Origin of the sequence: Bradyrhizobium quebecense (genome assembly GCF_013373795.3) — a bacterium.
In the GTDB taxonomy this organism is placed as follows: Bacteria; Pseudomonadota; Alphaproteobacteria; order Rhizobiales; family Xanthobacteraceae; genus Bradyrhizobium; species Bradyrhizobium quebecense.
Map to the genome: position 1 here is coordinate 807,786 of NZ_CP088022.1, position 22,054 is coordinate 829,839.

Here is a 22,054-nt window from a genome sequence, read left to right on the forward strand (position 1 = left end):
ATGGCACGACGGTCACCAGTCAAGGTCATCGGCAGCCGCCTGGTGCAGGCGCTGCCCGTGATCCTGCTCGCGACCTTCATGGTGTTTGCGCTGCTCAAGCTGGTGCCCGGCGACATCGCGGTGACGCTGGCGGGCGACAACGCGACCGACGCGCGGATCACCGAGATCAGGGCAATCTACGGCCTCGACCGGCCGTTTCTGGTGCAATATGGCGCCTGGCTCGGCCATGTCGCGCAGGGCGATCTCTCGCAATCGCTTCTGACCGGCGAGAAGGTCGCGGTCTCGATCGGGCGTGCGTTCCCGAACACGCTGCTGATCGTCGTGATTGCGCTGCTGCTGGCGCTGGTCACGGGGATTCCGATGGGCGTGATGGCCGCGATCAAACCGAACGGCTGGGTCGACAAGCTGATCAGCATGATCGCCTCGCTCGGCGTCGCGGTGCCCGGCTTCTGGCTTGCGATGATTCTGGTGGCTGAGTTCTCGCTCAAGCTGAACTGGCTGCCGGCGACCGGCGCAAAATCCTTCAGCGCCTCGCCGATCGATGCGATCCGGCACGCGCTGCTGCCTGCCGTCGCGATCGCGGCCTATGGCATGGCCGAGGTCGCGCGCCAGCTGCGCGGCGCCTTGCTGGAGGTGCTGTCCTCGCAATATGTCCGCACCCTGCACGCCAAGGGGCTGTCGATGTCGCGGATTCTCTGGCAGCACGGCCTGAAGAATGTCGGGGTCAATCTGCTGACCATCATCAGCCTGCTGGTCAACCGCATGCTGGCGGCGACCGTCGTGATCGAGGCGGTGTTCGCCATTCCCGGCCTCGGCAGCCTGATCGTGCGCGGTGCGATCCAGCGTGATTTCCCGATCGTGCAAGGCGTGGTCTTCACCATGGTGGTGGTCGTGATCGCAGTGAATTTGATCACCGACCTGCTCTGTGCGGCGGTCGATCCGAGGATCGAGCAATGACCGACACCGCGCTCGCTCCGCTCAAGATGCCGGCCAAGCCGACCCGGCTTCGGCGTTTCCTGCGCTGGCTCGCCGGGGATCTCCGTGCTGCGCTGTCGATCCTGGTGCTATCGGGGCTCGTTGTCGTGGCAATCGGCGCGCCCTGGATCGCGCCTTACGCGCCGACCGCGCAGGACGTGAACAACATGCTGGCGCCACCGGGGCCATTACATCTGCTCGGCACCGATGACCTCGGCCGCGACATCTTCTCCCGCCTGATCTACGGCGCGCCGGCCACCGTCTATGCCAGCCTGCTTGCGGTCGGCGTCGCGGTCCTGATCGGGCTGCCGGTCGGCCTCGTCGCCGGCTATTTCGGCGGCTGGATCGACGACATCATCAGCCGGATCATCGACACCTTCCTGTCGTTTCCCGCGATCGTGCTGGCGATCGCGGTCACCGGCGCGCTCGGCATTGGGCTTACCAACGGCATGATCGCGATCGGCATCACGATGTTTCCGGCGCTGGCGCGCATCGTGCGCGCCCGCACGCTGATCGTGCGGCAGGAGCTCTATGTCGACGCGTCGAGGGGTTTTGGCGCGCCGACCTGGCATGTGCTGTGGCGCCACGTGCTGCCGAACACGCTGCAGCCGGTCATCGTGCAGGTGACGCTGCTGCTCGCCGCGGCGCTCCTGGCCGAAGCCAGCCTGTCGTTCCTCGGCCTCGGCATCCAGCCGCCGGACCCGAGCTGGGGCGCCATGCTGGCGCGCGCCTATCAATATATGGAAATCGCCCCGGAGCAGATGTATGCGCCGGGCCTTGCCATTCTCGTCGTCTCCCTGGCGTTCAATGCGCTGGGGGAATCCTTGCGTGTCGTGCTCGATCCGACCATGAAGGATCGTTGATCTCAGGTGGAACCGTTATGTCGTTCAAGAAACTGCTGATTGCCAACCGCGGTGAGATCGCGATCCGCATTGCCCGTGCCGCGGCCGAGAGCGGCATCGCGACGGTCGCGATCTATCCCGCCGACGATGCCGCCTCGCTGCATGTCCGATCCGCCGACGCGAGCCACGAGATCCCCGGGCGCGGCGCGCGGGCGTATCTCGATATCGAGGCAGTGATAGCGGCAGCCAAGGCTGCAGGTTGCGACGCGCTGCATCCGGGCTATGGCTTCCTCAGCGAGAACACGCAGCTGGCGCGGCGCTGCGCCGAGGAGAAGATCACCTTCGTCGGCCCGTCGCCGGAGGCGCTCGATCTGTTCGGCGACAAGGCCAAGGCAAAGGCATTGGCGAAAAAATGCGGCGTGCCGATCATCGCCGGCACGTCAGGCGCAACGACGTTGGACGAGGCAAAAGCCTTCTTCACCTCGCTCGGCGCCAATGCTGCCGTGATGGTCAAGGCGATCGCCGGCGGCGGCGGGCGCGGCATGCGCGTGGTCGAGGACGCGGCCAAACTTGAGGAGGCCTACGCGCGCTGCCAGTCGGAGGCCAAGGCGGCGTTCGGCAACGATACGGTCTATGTCGAGAGGTTGATCCGCAAGGCCCGCCACATCGAGGTGCAGATCATCGGCGATCGTCATGGTGCGATCAGCCATCTCTGGGAACGCGAATGCACCATCCAGCGCCGTAACCAGAAACTCATCGAGGTGGCGCCGAGCCCGTCGCTGAGCGAGGCCCTGCGCGCACGCATCATCGAAGCCGCAAAGCAGCTCGCCGCCGCCGCCCGCTACGACAATCTCGGCACCTTCGAATTCCTTGTCGATGACGAGGCCGGTGAGGGCGAGGGCGCCTTCGCCTTCATCGAGGCCAATCCGCGGCTCCAGGTCGAGCATACCGTCACCGAGGTGGTGCTCGGCATCGACCTGGTCCGCGCGCAGCTTGCGGTCGCCGCCGGCGCCGCGCTGACTTCGCTCGGGCTCGCACAATCAGCGGTGCCGCTGCCGCGCGGCTATGCCATGCAGCTGCGCGTCAACATGGAGGTGATGGACGAGAAGGGCGTGACGAAGCCGACCGGCGGCACGCTGGCCGTCTTCGACCTGCCGTCAGGACCCGGCGTCCGGGTCGATACGTTCGGCTATTCCGGCTACCGGACCAGCGCCGCGTTCGACTCGCTGCTGGCAAAGGTCATCGTGCATTCGCCGAGCCCGAAATGGACCGACGTGGTGCACAAGGCGTCGCGCACCTTGCGCGAATTCCGCATCGGCGGCGTCGCCACCAACATCCCGTTCCTCGGCGCGATCCTGGCGCACCAGAGCTTTGCCCGGAACAAGATCAGCACCAATTTCATCGATACGCATGTGGCGGCGCTGGTCGGCGCGGCCAGCGATCTCGCCACACCTTTGATCGAGGTGAGCGAGGCGGCGGCGACCAGGTCCGTCGCCACCGAGGCGGCGCCGGAGGGATCGCTCCCGGTGCCCGCGCCGTTGCAGGGCACGATCGTGGCGATCGAGGTCACGGAGGGCGATCTGGTCCGACCCGGCCAGCAGATCGCGGTGCTGGAATCGATGAAGATGGAGCATCTCGTTGCCGCGCCGCATGGCGGCCGGGTGACGAAGATCGCCGGTGGCCCCGGCGTCACCCTGATGCATGGCGAGCCGATCCTGTTCCTGGAGCCTGCCGAGGTCGACGGCCATCATGCGGCGGAAGAGGCTGCGATCGATCTCGATCACATCCGCCCTGATCTCGGCGAACTGATCGCGCGCAAGGCGATCACGCTGGACGAGAACCGCCCCGCCTCGGTGGAGCGCCGCCGCAAGACCAACCAGCGCACCGCGCGCGAGAACATCGCGCAGCTGGTCGATGAGGGTTCGTTCGTCGAATACGGCTCGCTCGCGATCGCGGCACAACGCCGCCGCCGCAAGGTCGAGGACCTCATCAAGAACACCCCGGCCGACGGCCTGATCGCGGGCGTTGCCACCGTCAACGCCAGGGATTTCGGCGCCGACGGCGCGCGCTGCATGGTGATCTCCTACGACTACACCGTGCTCGCCGGCACCCAGGGCCATATGAACCACAAGAAGATCGACCGCATGCTCGGTCTCGCCGAGCAGTGGCGCATGCCGCTGGTGTTCTATGCCGAGGGCGGCGGAGGCCGGCCCGGCGATACCGACCGGCTCGGCATGACCGGCCTCGACGGCCCGTCCTTCGTGCAGTTCGCCAAGCTCTCCGGCCTCGTGCCCGTCATCGGCGTGGTCTCGGGCTATTGCTTCGCCGGCAATGCCGCGATGCTCGGCGTCTGCGACGTCATCATCGCCACCAAGAACGCCTCGATCGGCATGGGCGGTCCGGCGATGATCGAGGGCGGCGGCCTCGGCGTCTACCATCCGGCCGAGGTCGGCCCTGTCTCGTTCCAGTCCCCGAACGGCGTGATCGACATCCTGGTCGAGGACGAGGCAGAGGCGACGACGGTGGCGCAGAAATACCTGTCCTATTTCCAGGGCGCGGTGCAGGACTGGATCGCGCCGGACCAGCGGCTGCTGCGCCGCGCGATCCCGGAAAATCGCCTAAGGGTCTACGACATCCGCAACGTGATCGACCTGATCGCCGACGAAGGCTCGGTGCTGGAGATCCGGCGCGATTTCGGCGTCGGCATGATCACGGCCTTCATCCGCATCGAGGGCAAGCCGTTCGGCCTGATCGCCAACAATCCGAAACATCTCGGCGGCGCGATCGACGCTGCGGCCGGCGACAAGGCCGCGCGCTTCATGCAGCTGTGCGACGCCTTCGACATCTCGATCGTCTCACTGTGCGACACGCCGGGCTTCATGGTCGGTCCCGAGGCAGAGAAGACCGCGATCGTGCGCCATGTCGCGCGGATGTTCGTCACCGGCGCCAGCATCACGGTGCCGCTGTTCGGCGTCGTGCTGCGCAAGGGCTATGGTCTCGGCGCGCAATCGATGATCGGCGGCGGCTTCCACGCCTCGTTCTTCACGGTGGCGTGGCCGACCGGCGAATTCGGCGGCATGGGCCTGGAGGGCTATGTCCGCCTCGGCTTCCGCAAGGAGATGGAGGCGATCGCGGACCCCCTCGAGCGCGAGAAGTACTTCCAGACCAAGGTCGCCGAGCTCTACGCCAACGGCAAGGCGGTCTCGATCGCTTCGGTGCTCGAGATCGATGAGGTGATCGACCCCGCCGACACCAGGCATTGGATCATGGCCGGCCTGCGCTCGGTGCCGAAGGTAGAGCCGCGCACGCACCGCAAGCGGCCGTGTATCGATGCGTGGTGATGCTGCGTAGGGTGGGTTAGCGGATCGTGCATCAAACTCGGTGTCGTCCCGGCGCAGGCCGGGACCCATATGTGGACGGCCCCCGTGGCACAAGAGCTTTCTGGGATTGGTCGGATCGCTGTCATCCATATGTCCGGCCTGTTTGATGCGATCGTGTTGATCGCTGGGCCAAGATGGTTTCCGCGACGCGAGTGCCAAACAACCTGGCGACCTTGTGAAGGCCAATGGGTCCCGCGGCTTGTCTCGCGTTCTGGATCGATCGATCATTCCATCTGCTCTTGCAGCTCCGGTTCGTCCGGCGAGCGCTACGTCCGGCCGGCCGACCTGTTAGGTGACAGCGTTCATGCGTGCGGCATCATAGCTCTCGCCGGTCGCCATCAGCTTCCAGGCGATGCGGGCCACCTTGTTGGCGAGCGCCACGGCCGCAAGCTTCGGCGGCTTGCGCCTGAGCAACGCCACGAGCCAGCGCGAGGGGTGGCCGCGCCCGAGCCTTGCCTGCCGGATCACCGCGGTCGCCCCGGCCACGAGCAGGCGACGCAGGGTCTCGTCGCCAGCGCGGGTGATCTTGCCGAGCCTGGTTTTGCCGGCGGTGGAATGGTCCTTGGGCGTCAGGCCGAGCCAGGCCGCGAACAAGCGGCCGGAGCGGAAGGCGTGCGGGTCCGGCGTCTTCATCACAAGCGAGGTCGCGATGATCGGACCGACCGAGGGGATCTGGGCCAGACGACGGCTTGTGGCGTTGGCCTGGTGCCAGGCCAGCAGCCTGGCCTCGACCGCCTTCAGCTCACCCTGCAACTGCGCATAGTCACGGCCCTGCATGGCGAACAGCTCGCGCGCCATAGCGGGAACGCTCTCGTCCTGCGTGATCCGGGCCAACAGCGGCTCGATCTTGTCCAACCCCTTCGGCGCGATCAGGCCAAACTCCGCCGCGTAGCCGCGGATCGCATTGCTGAGCTGGGTACGGCGGCCGATCAGCCCATCGCGGACACCTGCAAGCATCAGCGCGGCCTGCTGTTCGGCGCTCTTCACCGGCACAAACCGCATCCGCGGTCGGCCCATCGCTTCGCACACCCCATCCGCATCTCGCCCGTCGTTCTTGTTCCGCAGCACATAAGGCTTCACCAACTGCGGCGCTATCAGCTTCACCTCATGGCCAAGCTTGCCAAGCTCGCGCCCCCAGTAATGAGCCGCCCCGCAGGCCTCCATCCCGATCACGGTCGGCGGAAGCTTGGCAAAAAACTCAAGCACCTGCTTGCGCGACAGCTTCTTGCGCAACACCGGCTGTTCCGCCGCGTCAACTCCATGCAGCACAAAAATATGCTTCGACGTATCCATCCCAATACGGATAATCTCTCTCACGGACGGTCTCCTTGTCTGAGATTTACAACAACCTCATTCTGGCACACTGATGCCGTAGGGGGCCGTCCACACCATCAACCACCGAGGCAAGCCATCGCGCGATGCTGGAACGACGAGTCCCTTTCACGACACAAGCCGCGGCGTATGGGTCCCGGCCTGCGCCGGGACGACGGTAGTGTGTGCGGCCACGTTCTCCTTCAATACGTGACCTACCCCAGCCTCAACTCCGCATACCCCTTCGCAGCCACCTCATCACACCTTGCGCGATATGCCGGCGCGCTGCCGCTGTAGCGGGCGACGATGCGGGTCTGCTTGCCTTCGACGTTGCGGTTGATGCCGGTCATCCAGGAATCGACCTCGTTGGACAAGAGCCCGACGCCGAGCGCCTTGACATGATCGGTCCAGTCGGCGGTGCCTTCGGGGGTGGCGTCGAGGAAGGTCAGGCCTTTCTCTTGTGCGAAGCGGAGCAGGCCGGTGACCCAGTCGACGCTGTATTCGATGCTGCGCGGGATGTTGCCGAGCGCGGTGTGCGGGCCCATCAGCATCATCATGTTGGGGAAGCCGTCGACCATCAGCCCGAGATAGGTTTCCGGGCCGTGCGTCCACTTCTCTTTCAGCCGTGCGCCGTGTGCGCCGCGGAGATCGATGTTGTCGAAGCTGCCGGTGATGGCATCGAAGCCGGTGGCGTATATGATGATGTCGAAGGCGTAGTCCTTGTCGCTGGTGCGGATACCCTCGGGCGTGATCCGCTCGATCGGCGTCTGCTTCAGATCGACAAGCTCGACATTGTCGCGGTTGTAGACCTCGTAATAGTAGGTCTCGAGCGGCAGCCGCCGCGTGCCGAAGCCGTGGTTCTTCGGGATCAGCATCTCGGCGACCCTGGGATCCGTGACACGCTCGCGGATCTTGCGGGCGACGAAATCGCTGATCGTTGCATTCGCCTCGCGGTCGATCAGGATGTCCTTGAAGTTGCCCTGCCAGATGCCGAAGCCGCGTTCGCCATAAAGTTTCTCGTAGAACGCCTCGCGCTCGGTGTCGCTGACCTCGAACGCGCCGCGCGGGTCAGGCGTATGGACGAAGCAGGCGAAGGTCTCCTTGCAGCGCGCAAAGATCTCGGGATAGCCGGCCTTGATCCTGGCTTGGGTCTCCGCATCGATCTTGCCGTTGTGCAGCGGCGCCGCCCAGTTGGCGGTGCGCTGGAACACGGTGAGGTGGCCGACCTCGCCGGCGATGGTCTGGATGGTCTGGATACCGGTCGCGCCGGTGCCGATCACGGCGACGCGCTTGCCGGCGAAATCCACCTTCGCTTTCGGCCAACGCGCGGTGTGAAACGACTGGCCCTTGAAATCGTCGCGGCCCTCGATGCGCGGCAGGGTCGGCGTCGACAGCGGGCCGATCGCGGTGATCAGGAATCGGCAGCTATGGCGCGCGCCGTTCTCCAGCGTGACCTGCCAGCTTCGCGAATCGTCCTGGTAGATCGCGGACGTGACGCGGCTTTCGAACTGGATGTCGCGGCGCAGATCGAACTTGTCGGCGACATAGTTGCAGTAGCGCAAGGTCTCGGGCTGGCCGGCGAAATGCTCGGACCATTCCCATTCGTCGAGCAGCTCCTTCGAAAACGAGTAGCCGTAGGAATAGCTTTCGGAATCGAAGCGCGCGCCGGGATAGCGGTTCCAGTACCAGGTGCCGCCGACGCCGGTGCCGGCCTCGAACACGCGCGCCGAGAGGCCGAGCTCGCGCAGCCGGTAGAGCTGGTACATGCCGGACAGGCCGGCACCGATGATGATGACGTCGTAGTCCAGCGCAGCCGTCTGCTGGCTGTTGTCCTGGCGCAATGCGGCCACCTGTCGTTGCTCCCTGATGGGTTGATTGCCGGCAAGGCTAGCCGGTCTCGTAGCTGCCGACAAACGTCGAACAGCGGGGCAGCTATCGCGATTTGCCGGGAGCGCCGGCCCGCGCGCATTCCGCGCGGCGGACGGTCCGCCCCGCGGCTTTACTCAGCCGCGGGATTTCCTCTATCGTCGGCTGACAAAGACGATCGCCCGCCAAGCGGCGACGGAACCAGCGGGAGTGAAGCGATGGGAGAAGCGCTGCGCAGGCCGACGTCGACAGACGTCAGCAACCCCCGGCTTTATCAGGATGACACCTGGCGGCCGCTGTTCGCGCAGCTCCGCCGCGACGATCCCGTGCATTATTGCGAGGCCTCGGCCTACGGTCCGTACTGGTCGGTGACGCGCTACGACGACATCTTTGCGGTCGAGCTGGACCATCAGAACTATTCCTCGGCCTCCGAGCTCGGCGGTATCCAGGTCGCCGACCAACCGAAGGGGCAGGAGCGGCCGAGCTTCATCCGCATGGACCCGCCCGGCCACACTGCGCAACGCCGCACGGTCGCGCCGATCGTGGCGCCGTCGAACCTCGCCAATTTAGATGCCTTGATCCGCAAGCGCACCTCAGCCGTGCTCGATGCGCTGCCGCGCAACGAGACCTTCGACTGGGCCGAGCGGGTCTCGGTCGACCTCACCAACATGATGCTGGCGACGCTGTTCGATTTCCCCGCTGAGGACCGCGCCAAGCTGACCTGGTGGTCCGATGTCGCGATCGCCAACGCCGAGTCCCCAGACGCGGTCGTGCATTCGGAAGCTGAACGCACCGCCGAGCTGGTCAAGATGGGAGAATATTTCCGAAAACTATGGGACGCGCGGGTCGACGCGCCGCCGACCTTCGACCTGATCTCGATGCTGGCGCATTCCGAGGCCACTCGAAATCTGGAGCCGCGCGAGTTCATCGGCACCATCGGGCTCCTGATCGTCGGCGGCAACGACACCACGCGCAACTCGATGTCGGCCGGGCTGATGGCGCTGTGCGAGAATCCGGAGCAGTTCGAGCTGGTCCGTGCGAGGCCGGAGCTGATCCCGAACCTGGTGTCGGAGACCATCCGCTACCACACGCCGGTGCTGCACATGCGCCGCACCGCGCGCAATGACGTCGAACTGGCCGGCCGCCGGATCAAGAAAGGCGACAAGGTCGTGATGTGGTACATCTCCGGCAACCGCGACGAGGACAAGATCGAGCGTGCCGACGAATTCATCATCGACCGCGCCAAGCCGCGCCAGCATCTCGCCTTCGGCGCCGGTGTCCACCGCTGCGTCGGCGACCGCCTCGCCGAGCAGCAATTGCGCATCCTCTGGGAGGAGGTTCTGGCGCGCGATCTGCGTTTTGAGCTGATGGGCCCGCCGCAAAGGCTCTATTCCAATTTCATCCGCGGTATACGAAGCTTGCCGGTGAGAATCGTGAATTGAGCCGCATCACCGGCCGTCATTGCGAGGAGCGAAGCGACGAAGCAATCCATTTCGCCGCGTGAGGAAACAATGGATTGCTTCGCTTCGCTCGCAATGACAGAAAAAGAAACTCCAAGGAACAAGAATGAAGAACGATCCCGTTGACGTCCTGATCATCGGCGCCGGCGCCTCCGGCGCCGCGGTGGCGTGGAGCCTCGCCGACACCAAGATGCATATCCTCTGCCTCGATCAGGGCGGCTGGATGAACCCTGCCGAATATCCGAGCACCGGCCGCGACTGGGAGGCGAAATTCTACGGCGAGTGGTCGTCCAGCCCGAATGTCCGCAAGCGGCCCGAGGACTATCCGATCAATGACGACAATTCGCCGATCAAGGTCGTCAACTTCAACGCCGTCGGCGGCTCGACGGTGATGTACACCGCGCACTGGCCGCGGCTGCATCCGTCCGACTTCAAGGTGAAGACGCTCGACGGCGTCGCCGACGACTGGCCGATCGATTACGACGCGCTCATGCCGTTCTTCGAGGAGAACGATCGCATGATGGGCGTCTCGGGCCTGTCGGGCGATCCGCTGTCGCCGCTCAGCCATCCGCCGATGCCGCAGCAGCCGCTCGGGCTATCAGGCCCGCTGATCGGCAAGGCCATGAACAAGCTCGGCTGGCACTGGTGGCCGTCGGACACGACGGTTGCGACGATGGATTACGAGGGCAGGGCGCGCTGCATCAATCTCGGCCATTGCACGCCGGCCTGCGCGCAGGGCGCCAAGGCCTCGACCGACATCACCTACTGGCCGCACGCGATCCGCGCCGGGGTCGAGCTCAAGACCCATTGCCGGGTCCGGGAGATCCTGACCAACGAGCACGGCATGGCCTCCGGCGTCGTGTACTACGACAAGGATGGCGTCGAGCAATTCCAGCCGGCCGAGGTCGTCATCGTCGCCTGCAACGGCGTCGGCACGCCGCGGCTGTTGCTCAATTCGGTGTCGGGAAAATTCCCGAATGGCCTCGCCAACTCGTCGGGCCTGGTCGGCAAGAACCTGATGTTTCACCCCTACGCGCAGGTCTACGGCTTCGTGAAGGAGCCCACCGACAGCAACCGCGCGCCGCCGACCTGCCTGTGGAGCAAGGAGTTCTACGACACGGACCTGTCGCGCGGCTTCGTCCGTGGCTACGGCATCCAGTTCGGCCGCGGCGCCGGGCCGGTGTTCGAGGCGGTTGCGAGCGAGCAGAAGGGCATCTTGCCCTGGGGCAAGGATCATCACCGCGTGTTCCGCAAGCTCAACGGTCATCGCCTCGCGGTGTCGGCGATCTGCGAGGATCTGCCGGAGGAGCACAACCGCGTCACGCTCGATCCGGTCCTGAAGGACGGCCACGGCATTCCGGCGCCGAAGATCGACTACACGATCAGCGCAAACAGCCGGAAGATGATGGACCATGGCCTGGCGCGCGGCCGCGAGATTCTCGAGGTCGCCGGCGCCACCGACATCTGCATCAACGATCCGATCCCGTGGGGCGGCTGGCATCTGCTCGGCACCGCGCGGATGGGGACCGATCCGGCGCGCTCCGTGGTCAACGAATGGGGCCGCTCGCACGACGTGAAGAACCTCTTCATCGTCGACGGCAGCATCTTCGTCACCTCGGGTGGCGTGAACCCGACCTCCACCATCCAGGCCCTCGCGCTCTACATCGCCGACCAGATGAAGCAGCGCCTCGCCAACCTGTTCGACTGAGACCGACAGAGACCGACATGTCCGATAGCAAACAACTGACCGCAGCCCAGCGCGCCGATCTCCGCACCATTGCTGCGATGATCGTTCCCGAAAGTGCGGAGTACAAGGTGCCGGGGGCCGACGATCCCGCGATCCAGGCCGACATGCTCGCAACGCTCGGCCGCGACACCGCGCCGGTCGCGCAGGCGCTCGATCATCTGGCAAAGCTCGCCGGCAAGCCGCTCGCCGAGCTCGACGATGCCGGGCGCGATGCAGTGGCGCAGGCGTTTCGTGGCCGTGGCGGCGCTGCCGCAGCGACGCTCGTCCGCGTGGTGCTGCAATGCTACTACCGCGACGATCGCGTGCTGCGCTCGCTCGGGCTCGAGCTGCGCGCGCCGTTCCCGAAGGGCCACGTGCTGCCGGACGGCGACTGGTCGCTGCTCGATCCGGTCAAAGCGCGCGGCGGCACGCTGCGGCGGGCGACCTAGGGCCTGACGAGATCAGGCTGTTCTGCAACGACAGCGAAGCTTCACCTCTCCCCATCGGGGAGAGGTGAAGCAAGTGCGCGGCCGAGCCGTTTCGATCCAAACTCATCTTGCCCTAGCCACCCGGGCAGGTACGTGACGTAACCACTTGCAGCGGTGGGAGCAGGTCACCATCTGAGGGGACCAAAGGATTCTCGCCATGCTGGATTTTACCTCAGATGCCGCCGGTGACAGGCCGTCACCGCGGGTGGACGATGCTGCCCAGGTTGATGACCGGGCTTTGCTGGATGCCTATTCCAATGCCGTGATCGACGTCACCGACCGCGTCGGCCCCGCCGTGGTCCGGGTCGAGACCGGGCCGAAGGTGCGCAATGCGCGCGAGCGCGGCGGCCTCGGTTCGGGCATCGTGATCTCGCCCGACGGGTTCGTGCTGACCAACAGCCATGTGGTCGGATCGTCCAAGGAGATCCGGCTGCGCGACACCGAGGGCTTCGTCACCGACGCCCATGTGCTCGGCGTCGATCCCGACACCGACCTCGCGCTGCTGCGGGCCGACGGCGCGCGCGATCTGCCCTACGCCTCGCTCGGCAATTCGAAGACGCTGCGGCGCGGCCAGCTCGTGGTCGCGATCGGCAATCCGCTCGGCTTCGAATCGACGGTCACCGCCGGCGTGGTGTCGGCGCTCGGCCGCTCGATCCGCTCGGTCAGCGGGCGCACCATCGAGGACGTGATCCAGACCGACGCCGCGCTCAATCCGGGCAATTCCGGCGGGCCGCTGGTGTCGTCGCAGGGCGAGGTGATCGGCATCAACACCGCGATCATCAACGGGGCGCAGGGCATCTGCTTTGCGGTCGCCAGCAACACCGCGCAGTTCGTGCTGTCGGAGATCATCCGCCACGGCTATGTCCGCCGCGCCTATATCGGCGTCGCCGGGCAAACCGCGCCGGTGCCGCGGCGCCATGCGGTGCTGGCCGGTGTCGAGAACAAGATGGGCGCGCTTTTGATGCAGATCGAGCCCGACAGCCCGGCCGCGCGCGCGGGGCTGTTGCCGGGCGACGTCGCGATCGGGCTCGACGGCATCGAGATCCACGGCGTCGACGATCTGATCCGCGCACTCGATCACAGCCGGATCGACCGGACCCTGTCGATGGACGTGCTCCGCCTCGGCCGCCTGCGCGCGATCGAGATCCATCCGATCGAGCGGAAGCCGGCGAAGCAGTGACAGCGGTGCGATCCACGAACACTCCTGACCCATTCCCCTGTGGGAGAGGGTAGCTTGCCAGCCCCCGAGGGGCAGAGGTGTGGCGGGGAGCGTTCTGCGTTTGCAAGCGACAAGAAAAATGGATGTGCAAAAGAGTTCATCTGAGGTGCAACAAAAGCAAGTCTATCGAGGCGAAGGCTTGCGAGCGGCATTGTCCGCCAAACTGCGCCTTCGCCGCGCGACGCGTGCCGCTAGCAGCCGCGTGGAAATTGTTTCGGACCGCCTGCGCGGTCGTGCTCATAAGCGAAGTGGACCGGAAGTCCTGAGGTCCGGCCGCCAAGGGCGGTTTGTGACCCAATGCAGAAGTCGCAACCGCGTCATTCATCGTTTAGCACCCCGATCTATGTTGGTTGATGGAGCAGATTTTACAACCTACCGCTAAGTTAAATACTCGCGCAGGTTTGACGGCCGAATGACTTACCTTATCGATGCAGCCGTTATCTTCTTCTATGCGATAGCCGCTTGCGCGATGTGCGGTGCGACTATCGCTCAGGCAAAGTTCATACAGGCGGCCGGCTTGCCGCTTTCAACCTTTATCAGAAGACCGTGGACGGGGATGGCATTGATGGCTGATCACCGCAAGGTCTTTGCCGCGCCCGGTCAGATCAAGCGGTTCGTGATTTACGGACTGTTGTTGTTTGCGGCCTTTGCTGCGTTGGTGATTGGACGATCCATTCAGGTAGGTCATTCACCCTTTTGAAACGTGTCATGCCGCGCAAGGCTGTTCTGCTTCTGACCCATTTCGGACCTCGCAACTTCTTGGGTGAAGTCAGGTCAGATCGCGCACCACTCTTAGGTTTGAAATTGACTCACATCAAAAATTAGCTTGGTGCGGCGCGTTAATCAGTAACATGGGGCGGCGCTATTCGGCAATCATGGATACGAGCAAATGGTTACGCAAAGCAATATCCACTTCTTTACAAATTGGGCCAAGGAACGTCTCGATGAAATGGACGCAACGGTGACCTCGCTTGAGGGCAAGGCTGCCGAGGTGCAGGCCGATGTCCGGGAAAAGGCCAAGAAGGTTCTTGCTGACCTGCGCAAGCAACGTGATGACTTCCGCGACACCATGAAGAAGCAGTCGGAAGCGAACGAGGCGGCCTGGATCCAGGCAAAACCAAAACTAGAGGCTGACTGGCGCTTGTTCGAGGCCGAGGTCAAGAAATATGTCGAAGGCTTCGGCAAGCAAATCGAGCACCAGCAGGCGACATTCAAGCTTCAGGCCGATGCCCAATTGAAAGCGTGGCGCGAAGCAGCCGACAAGCTTGGCAGCGATGCCAAGAAATTCGCTTCTGAGCGTCGGGGCGATATCGACGCCGCCGTTAAGCGTATGAACGCCGATGCAGTCGAGGCGGAGAAAAAACTCGAGAGGTTGAGCCAGGCGGGGACCCAGTCTTGGTCCGCACTCATGGCGGCTTTGACGGAAACGCGAACCGCTTTCGATCGCGCCAATGAGGCTGCGCGGGAAGCGTTCAAGCGAGCTGCTTGACCGAGCATCGGTTAGAATCGGAGAGACCGCTGCGAGGCGGTCTTTCTTTTTTGCTCGATGAGGATCAAGAAATGACATTTGGCGGACTTCCGATTGTGGCCCCAAAGCTGACGGTCCGGATGACCATCGAGAACGCCGGCTCTGCGGAGTGAAGCGGAAGTCCCGAGGTTCGATCGCTATCGGCGGCTTTTGACCAATTGCCCTCGGACACATATCAGCGGCCCAACAAGGACGGAAGTTTTGGGTCACCACAGCGATTTTCAGACGACCCGATGTGGCGGAGTGTTGAGAGTTTCGTCGAATGGCTACGCACACATTCGAGACGGCACTTCAGCGTAGCTGCGCGGCATAACGCGGAAGTGGGTGTCGTTAACAAAGCCGTCAACGCCGGAAACACGTTGGCTGACTTACGAGGGGCGCGACTGGCTACGGCATTCGTAGCACCACTCAAGCACAAATGATCTCTACCCTCCGAAGGTCCGCCTCTGGCCCGAAGCCGCCTATAGAGCGGACGCCGCCCGGTTGGACCCCCAATGGCGGCATTTGACCCACAGCGATCCGCAGCCACAACGCAGCATCACGATGCGCGATCTTGTCCCGGCGTTACGCTCCACCGCGGCGCCCGTCAGGGAGCGATCACCACTTCCTCCGGAACGCGATCTGTTTGGCGTGATCGCTGTTCATCACCAGTATGGCCACCGCCACCCCTCATAGAGGCGCCAAGACGAAACCACGGGCGGCCCGTCCGGATCGACCCGGTCGTCTTCAGGGCGATAGCGATATCGTGGAACAATATAATAATCCCACGGAGTTGGCCTTATCACGGGCCCCGGGATAACAATCCTCCTTGGTTCATGAACGACTTGTGCCTTCCGCGCCCGGGCTTCCGCACCTGACGTCCCGAGGTTACACAGCACCAGGGTCGCTCCGAGAGCGCACACGACGGTCATAATCTTCATGCATCGGCCTCCTTGCCTGAGAGTGCAAAAGGACTCAAAGCAAGGCAAGCTAATTCGCTCTCGACGGGCTTGAATGACCGCTTGGCCCCTCTTGAGACATGCCGGACGGCCGTGACGATGTCCGCTTCCGAACGAAGACCGGAAGTGCCGACCCGCCGGCGCGAGGTCTCAGTTTGACCCAGAACGGACATGGCCTTCTTTCAAAGGCACGCTCCGTAGTAGCCGCCGTCGATATGGGTCAGAGCGCCATGTGCATCGCTCGACCAGATGACTGAGACGGATTCCATGCAAACACCGCCGCCCCACTTATAGACCAAAGCTCTCTTCCTCCTCTCTTCCTGCTCTGGAGTTAAGCACTGGTAGTACGCCACCCCAATAGTACGCCACCCCAACCGGCACCTGCTGACCAGGCGGAACACAATTGGACGGTATAGGATCGGGGGGACGAAACCCCTGGCCGACCAAAATCGATTTCAAGTTTCCCTCTATTGACCCAACTGGAAATTTTGACTGCAAGACCTCGGTCAACTTTTTGCTGGCTGCTGCAAAGTGCGGCCAGTCTTCTTTGGTAATGACACCCTCCGCGATTGGCGGTGGCCCGGAGTTGAAAATCTCCGCGATGGCGATGGCCATGACCAAACGCGCGGTCGGGCTAAAGACAAACAAGCCGGAGAGAGTCGCCGCGATAAGGGCGAGTGCCGCCAAAACCCAAATAGCAAAACGCTTCACGCAGGTTGCTCGCCCCGCACTTGCTGCTGGTCCGCTACTTTGGCATGAAACCGTCATTCCGCGCATGTCCGAATCTGGCCCCTTTCGGACCTCATCGCGCGGCGCACGGATGACTGCTCACCGGGGACCAGCGGACTTCGGCGGAAGGCCGCGCGACTTCCGAGTTTGACCCATCTCGGAAGTCGGGTGGTCACGTTTGCTGCGCTGCGAATATCAACTTCCGGTAAACTGGCCTCACCGGCTCCAAAAGGAGATATGTCCATCATGCTGGACCGCATCCTCGATGCAGCAACCGACAACCTCAGGTTCGCGAAGATTCTGGTCCAAATGGGCCTCGATCCGAACAACGTGACCTGGGACGCCATCTTCAACCGCCTGCTGGAGCTCTTCCTGCACAACATCACGCTTGCCAATATGTTCGCCCTGATCGGCGCGATCTTCTTCGTCGCCACATTGCTGACGCACACGATGGTGCCGCTGCGGGTCGCGAACATGATCGGTTGCGCGTTCTTCGCCATCTTCGGTGCGCTCACCGGAGCCGTCACGACCTTTCTTCTGTATTTCCTGATGATTCCCATCAATGCCTACCGTCTCCGTCAAATGCTCGCTCTCGTGAAGAAGGCGCGCACCGCAACGCAGGGCGACATGTCGATGGAGTGGCTCAAGCCGTTCATGACTGACCGCAAGTATCGCAAGGGCGATATCTTGATGAGGAAAGGTGACGCGGCCAACGAAATGCTGCTGACCGTCACCGGAAAATTCCGGGTCGTCGAAATCAACGTCGAACTTCCGCCGGGGCGTTTGATGGGCGAGCTTGGTTTCCTCACGCCCGACAACCGCCGGACCGCGACGATCGAATGTATCGAGGATGGCCGCGTTCTAACTATCAGCTACGAAAAGCTGCTCGAGATCTACTTCCAAAACCCGCAGTTCGGCTATTACTTCCTTGTCTTGACCAGCCAGCGCCTGCTGGAAAATCTCGCGCGGGCTGAAGCCATCATCGCGCAGAACAAGATCGCGCCGCAGCCGCCTCTCGCCAACTGACAGCGGCCCCGGGCGATTGATCGCGGCCGTCGCCTGCTCGGCCGCCGCCGTCCTAATTGCCACTGGCTTCACGCGCATGGCGCAAAACTTGAATTCGGGGACCTTTCCAAGCGGATCGAGCGCCACATTGGCGAGCAGATTGGCAACAGTCCTCCCGCTCATCCTTTGGGAGGGCCTGAAGTCCGATCATTACACGCTGCCTGCGGCCATCGCCGATAAAGCGAAGCCAAAATCGAGAGCGTCTTGCTGCAGTGCATGAGTCTGTTGTTGGCCCTCTTGAGACATGCCGGACGGCCGTGACGATGTCCGCTTCCGAATGAAGACCGGAAGTGCCGACCCGTCGGTGCGAGGTCTCAGTTTGACCCATAGCCGACGTCGTCAGCATCGCGTCCAGTTACGGAACCGACATCGCAATTGATAAAGTTAGATTTGCTCGGCAAGTCTTTCTTTTGGAACGAGCCGATAAGTTGCTCCCGTTCACCGAAAATTCAGCAACCCAAAAGAGGGTGCCAGGATCGGCAAGCGGACTGGGGACATGGCTGAGTTTGGACGAAGGCAATATTACACGACCAGCATCTCCTCCGGCGCAGAAACTTCCGACCGGATGAAGTGGCTTGTCTGTGGCGCCGTTGCGATTGCGCTGATCGCAGGCTCCTTCCTGAGCTACAAGATGCTTTATCAGCCTGCCGACCCGCTGTTGAAGCACGAGTCCTTTGCGGAGAAGTTGGAAAGGCATGCCTCTCGCGAGGAGCTCTGGCAAAATTATCCGTCTCTCGATGAGAGGACGATTCCCATCGTTTTTGGCGACAAGATCTACAAGATTCCGCGCAACTATTTGGTGGACCTGGATCGATCAAGTGCCGATCCCAAAGAGACTACGTTCGAAATTTACGTGCTGCTTCCCAATCTGGAGCCAAGAACGGCCAATAACGCTGCAAGGTTCGCGAAGGGCCCGTTCTACGGCGGATACGGAGATCAGGTGAATGCGAGGATCCGTGGTGGGCAGAAGGAACTGGACTGGTCGGAACGGAGGCTTCTGTGGAATCGTCGGTGCCAGGAGAAGGGCTCGGGCGTTTTTCTTATGGTCGAGTCCGGGTATCAATTATGTGAGGCTGATTCTGATCTGTTCTTGAAAGATACGCCTGAAGGCCCTTTGGTTTTTGCTTGCGAGAAGGTCACGATCAAGAGCCCTGACTGCACGATTGCGGATCTGACTGGAGCCGGATGGGGCGTTCTCACATTGGGTTTCAGTCGCAAGTACGTCTACCAGGCCGACGAGATAAGGAAGCGGTTTCGTTCGCTTTTGGATTCGTTCGCCGAAGATTAGGCTGGGTCATCCCTTATCTTGTGATCTTGGCTGATCGGCGACTTCCGCTGTTGGCACTTCTCGGAAGTGCCGCGCTGGCTATTAAAGGTCCGGTGCCCGGAGTGAAGCGGACGTCGCGATCCCCCGTTCCGACCTCCGAGTTGCCCTGAAGCGGACATCGAAGGGCGCGTCGTGATTTTCGGATTGCCAATCTCGATAGAGCTTGAGCCCTTACAGTCACCATGTGTTAGTGAGTTTGCTGCACAACCATCAAATGCGTAGATTGGCGACGTCACTTCTGTTTGGCATGTTCATGGGCATGATAGCCTACGTGTCAGCCGGCCGCTTAAGCGCGTGGTATGAGACAGGCGTCCTTGTGGTGCACAGGAAAATGTCGATCGGACCCGACGCTGTTACTTACTCGAACGATCCCGTCGGATTTCTCGCCGAGCTTGGCTTGAACGTCTTTCTAATTGCCGCCGGAGGTCTCGCTGCTCTGGCTGCTTGCCGAGAAATCATCGTCGCGGTGGTCGGCCCCCAATCACGCTTATTGAGGCCGATGAGCTGGCATTTCGCCAACCAGGTGATGTCGGTCCTCATTGGCCTCTCGATCTGCTTCCTTCTGGTCGTTTCTTTGTTCGGCCTGCTCCGCCGATTTGCTCCATGACCAACTCGAACAGACTGATATAGAAACCGACGTGGACATAGGCTGGAGAATATTTGTCGTGGGAAGCCCCCTGCGGCGGTCGCCCTAGAGGCCGTGTTGTTCCGCACGTGGCCCTTCTGAGACATGCCGAACGACCGTGACGATGTCCGCATCGGAGCCAAGACCGGAGGTGCCGCCCCACCGGTTCGAGGTCTCGGTTTGACCCACAACGGAAGTTGAGCCTGCCGCTCAACCATAGCGATCACGTACGCGATCTCTTTGTCAGCTATTCGGAGACGCTGCTGTCACAGGCTCAGCAAACCGTTGCGCGTCTACACAACCGTCTTTCAAGCAATTTAGGGGTTGTTCTCCGACGCAGTTGGCGCACGAAACGTGGCTTGGAAGCCAAGCTGCGCCTTCAAGACTAGGTCGAAGCTGGGGCGCGTCTTTCCGTCCTTGAACACCACGCCGTTCGGGCTGAAGGCGATCTTGTCCGGGTTGTTGTTCAGCGTCTGCCATTTGTACGATATAGCGACGATACCATAGGCCGAAACCGGCTTGACCTCTCCGGGGTCTGCCACGCCATTGCCGTTGGCATCGCGCCACAGGGCGAGGCCGGCCAGTTCTTTGCCGGTTAAAATGCCGTCGCGGTCGTCATCGAGTGCGGCCAGCGGCGCGTATCCGTTGTTCCAAAACATCCAGAACGTGACGTTGCCGAACAATTGCCGGCCGCTGTTGATTTTGCCATCGAGCTTCGGGTCGCTAACCAGCCAGGCAGCTTTGGGGGTAATCCAGCTCCATTCGCGACCCAACCCGCTGCCGTCCACGTCGAACGTCACCCGCGCGTCGGGCGCTTCGAGGTCGGTGGTAGTGAGCCCATCGGCCAGCGGCACTGCGATGGGAGTGACCGGGTACGGCAGCTTTCCCATGGTGGCGGCGTGGTCCTTCAGCGTCTCGATCTCGCGCTTATCCTTCTCGGCGTCGAGAAGCGGGACGAGGTAAGAGGCGACTTCGCCGGTCAGCGTCCGCCCGCCGAGACCAACCATCGTCAGGCTCTTTTCCTTTTCCCAGGCGTCGGTTGCGATCGTTCGATACTGCTTCACCGCATCGTCCTTCCTGCCGGCCTGCTCGGTCAGCCAGGCGAGGCCGATCTGGATGACAAGGTTATCCTTGTCCAGGTCCAATGCCTGCTTGTACGCCTTCAACGCGGCTTCCAGATGCGCCCGGGAAGCGGAACTCAAAGTGGAGTCAGCGGCAGTCGTTACCGTACCGAAAGGAACCGCCGGCGGTTGAATGCCATGGTAGGCCTTCGGCACCGTCAGCGGGTCGGACTTCTGCGCGTAAGCCATGCCATGCGCACGACCCAGGTTCAGCAACGCCTCGACGCTGGTAGGATCGTCCTTAGCGATCTTCTCGAGGTTTTCGATGAGCCTGGCGACCGGGATCCGCTCCTCTTCCACCCCCACCCACCTGCCGAGCGCTGGCGACGTCGCGGCAAGGAAAACCACCAGCAACAGCAACCGCACGGCGCAACTCCGTTTTGTAAGGCACGATTGCGGACAATCTATCCGGTGCACACTGACAGCGCCAGGATCTGGATGGTGCTTGTGGCGCATACACGGGTTAGTCGTGTGGTAGGAAGAGCATTTGTCGCCTGCCATTGTCGGTTCATGGCCCCTTTCGGAAGTGCCGCGCTGGCTATTGAAGGTCCGGTGCCGGTAGTGAAGCGGACGTCGCGATCGCGCGCTCCGACTTCCGAGTGTGACCCGTTGCGGAAGTCGCGCCCGTTTCATTCAAAATTGAGCATTCTGTGCGGTAAAGGTTGCCGCAACTCCTTTTACAACCTAATCACGCTTAAGCCGCTCATAGTCGACGGGTACAGCGCGAAGGAGCGATGTGGGGGGGTAACGGCCGATGACCGAACGAGAGCAGAAGCTCCTGATCGCACTCGTCAAGATGGTAAGTCGGTATCTTGACGGACACGGCGACGAAGTCGACAGCATCTCCGAAAGCGCGGGCGAACATGCCCTCGAAGCCCTCGCGGACTTCGGGCTCATGGAGGCTCTGAATACTCGCTTTGCCCGTTGGACCGAGGAAGGAAAGCGATTTCGGGGTGATGTAGCCGGAATTCCCGATAGGCAGGCAATACCGGTAACGGGCAATAGCCTGCAGTTGCGTGGCGTAGTTACACGAAGTTTGGAAGAGCTTGCTCCGCTTGCTGCGGAGGTTGCAACCAACGCAGACTTATTGAAGCGATTTGAAGATGTTGCATTTGGGGACGACAGTCGCCGCACCTATGAAGTTGCCCAAGAGATTAATGCCTACGTTCGAACATTCTATCCGTCTCTGACAGAGCCTGAAGGCTTGAAGGTGCAATTGGTTCTCGCCGATATGATCGGCCGCCGCAAAGGAAAGTTCTAGTGTTGAGCAGAGGTCCGCAGTTGGCCCATCGCGTCGGTTGGCGCAGTGCAGCGACATGTCCGAAGTTGACGGTAGACCGGAAGTAGCTGGCCGACTTTATTAAACGACGCGATTGGCCGTTCTCGGATTTACGGCAATGTCCGCTTTCGCGATCTTGTCGGGCCATAGCAGACGCCCAGCGCGCGTGAGCCGA

The 22,054-nt window shown here is 62.5% G+C and carries 17 protein-coding genes; 13 read left to right on the forward strand and 4 right to left on the reverse strand.

The features are described from left to right. The 3 genes from HU230_RS03940 to HU230_RS03950 are packed head-to-tail and all read left to right on the forward strand — an operon-like array spanning position 1 to position 5,158. Positions 1-957 carry an ABC transporter permease gene (locus HU230_RS03940; RefSeq protein WP_176532830.1) on the forward strand — a complete coding sequence of 319 codons (957 nt, stop codon included), beginning with the start codon at positions 1-3 and terminating at the stop codon, positions 955-957. Next, entirely contained in the window at positions 954-1,838 is an 885-nt protein-coding gene (locus HU230_RS03945; protein WP_176532829.1) for an ABC transporter permease, read from the forward strand. The genes HU230_RS03940 and HU230_RS03945 overlap by 4 nt, the downstream gene beginning before the upstream one ends. A gap of 17 nt (positions 1,839-1,855) precedes the next feature. After that, a complete protein-coding gene (locus HU230_RS03950) occupies positions 1,856-5,158 on the forward strand; it encodes a carboxyl transferase domain-containing protein (RefSeq protein ID WP_176532828.1) in 3,303 nt (1,100 codons plus the stop codon). A 327-nt stretch (positions 5,159-5,485) separates the two neighbouring features. Here HU230_RS03950 and HU230_RS03955 read toward each other — a convergent pair whose 3' ends face one another. Both HU230_RS03955 and HU230_RS03960 read right to left on the reverse strand, forming a co-directional pair. Then, on the reverse strand, positions 5,486-6,514 hold the full coding sequence (locus tag HU230_RS03955) for an IS110 family RNA-guided transposase (protein ID WP_176528479.1): 1,029 nt from the start codon (positions 6,512-6,514) through the stop codon (positions 5,486-5,488). 209 nt (positions 6,515-6,723) lie between these two features. Next, complete coding sequence (locus HU230_RS03960; protein ID WP_176532827.1) at positions 6,724-8,358, reverse strand: flavin-containing monooxygenase; 1,635 nt, start codon at positions 8,356-8,358, stop codon at positions 6,724-6,726. 234 nt (positions 8,359-8,592) lie between these two features. Here HU230_RS03960 and HU230_RS03965 point away from each other — a divergent pair, with 234 nt between their 5' ends. From HU230_RS03965 to HU230_RS03990, 6 genes are all read left to right on the forward strand, one after another. Next, a complete protein-coding gene (locus tag HU230_RS03965) occupies positions 8,593-9,816 on the forward strand; it encodes a cytochrome P450 (RefSeq protein WP_176532826.1) in 1,224 nt (407 codons plus the stop codon). 124 nt (positions 9,817-9,940) lie between these two features. Beyond that, entirely contained in the window at positions 9,941-11,542 is a 1,602-nt protein-coding gene (locus HU230_RS03970; protein WP_176532825.1) for a GMC family oxidoreductase, read from the forward strand. Between the two features lie 17 nt (positions 11,543-11,559). Beyond that, entirely contained in the window at positions 11,560-12,009 is a 450-nt protein-coding gene (locus HU230_RS03975) for a hypothetical protein (RefSeq protein WP_176532824.1), read from the forward strand. Between the two features lie 196 nt (positions 12,010-12,205). Further along, a complete protein-coding gene (locus tag HU230_RS03980) occupies positions 12,206-13,228 on the forward strand; it encodes a S1C family serine protease (RefSeq protein WP_176532823.1) in 1,023 nt (340 codons plus the stop codon). A 451-nt stretch (positions 13,229-13,679) separates the two neighbouring features. Then, positions 13,680-13,967 carry a hypothetical protein gene (locus HU230_RS03985; protein ID WP_176532822.1) on the forward strand — a complete coding sequence of 96 codons (288 nt, stop codon included), beginning with the start codon at positions 13,680-13,682 and terminating at the stop codon, positions 13,965-13,967. A gap of 189 nt (positions 13,968-14,156) precedes the next feature. Beyond that, positions 14,157-14,756 carry a sll1863 family stress response protein gene (locus HU230_RS03990; protein ID WP_176532821.1) on the forward strand — a complete coding sequence of 200 codons (600 nt, stop codon included), beginning with the start codon at positions 14,157-14,159 and terminating at the stop codon, positions 14,754-14,756. A gap of 1,265 nt (positions 14,757-16,021) precedes the next feature. Here HU230_RS03990 and HU230_RS03995 read toward each other — a convergent pair. Continuing rightward, a complete protein-coding gene (locus tag HU230_RS03995) occupies positions 16,022-16,444 on the reverse strand; it encodes a hypothetical protein (RefSeq protein WP_176532820.1) in 423 nt (140 codons plus the stop codon). Between the two features lie 255 nt (positions 16,445-16,699). On the opposite strand from HU230_RS03995, the gene HU230_RS04000 reads away from it, so the two are divergent. The 3 genes from HU230_RS04000 to HU230_RS04010 all read left to right on the forward strand — a co-directional run bounded on the left by HU230_RS04000 (position 16,700) and on the right by HU230_RS04010 (position 19,461). After that, the gene (locus tag HU230_RS04000; protein WP_176535150.1) at positions 16,700-17,488 is read left to right on the forward strand and encodes a cyclic nucleotide-binding domain-containing protein; all 789 of its coding nucleotides are present in this window, start codon (positions 16,700-16,702) and stop codon (positions 17,486-17,488) included. Between the two features lie 535 nt (positions 17,489-18,023). Further along, complete coding sequence (locus tag HU230_RS04005; RefSeq protein ID WP_176532819.1) at positions 18,024-18,815, forward strand: hypothetical protein; 792 nt, start codon at positions 18,024-18,026, stop codon at positions 18,813-18,815. A 370-nt stretch (positions 18,816-19,185) separates the two neighbouring features. Then, positions 19,186-19,461, forward strand: a complete 276-nt coding sequence (locus HU230_RS04010; RefSeq protein ID WP_176532818.1) for a hypothetical protein — start codon at positions 19,186-19,188, stop codon at positions 19,459-19,461. Positions 19,462-19,796: 335 nt separating this feature from the next. Here the strand turns inward: HU230_RS04010 and HU230_RS04015 are convergent, their stop codons facing one another. Then, a complete protein-coding gene (locus HU230_RS04015) occupies positions 19,797-20,966 on the reverse strand; it encodes a hypothetical protein (RefSeq protein WP_176532817.1) in 1,170 nt (389 codons plus the stop codon). A gap of 388 nt (positions 20,967-21,354) precedes the next feature. Between HU230_RS04015 and HU230_RS04020 the strand changes: the two genes are divergently transcribed. Beyond that, positions 21,355-21,861, forward strand: a complete 507-nt coding sequence (locus HU230_RS04020) for a hypothetical protein (RefSeq protein WP_176532816.1) — start codon at positions 21,355-21,357, stop codon at positions 21,859-21,861. The last annotated feature ends 193 nt before the right edge of the window (positions 21,862-22,054 follow it).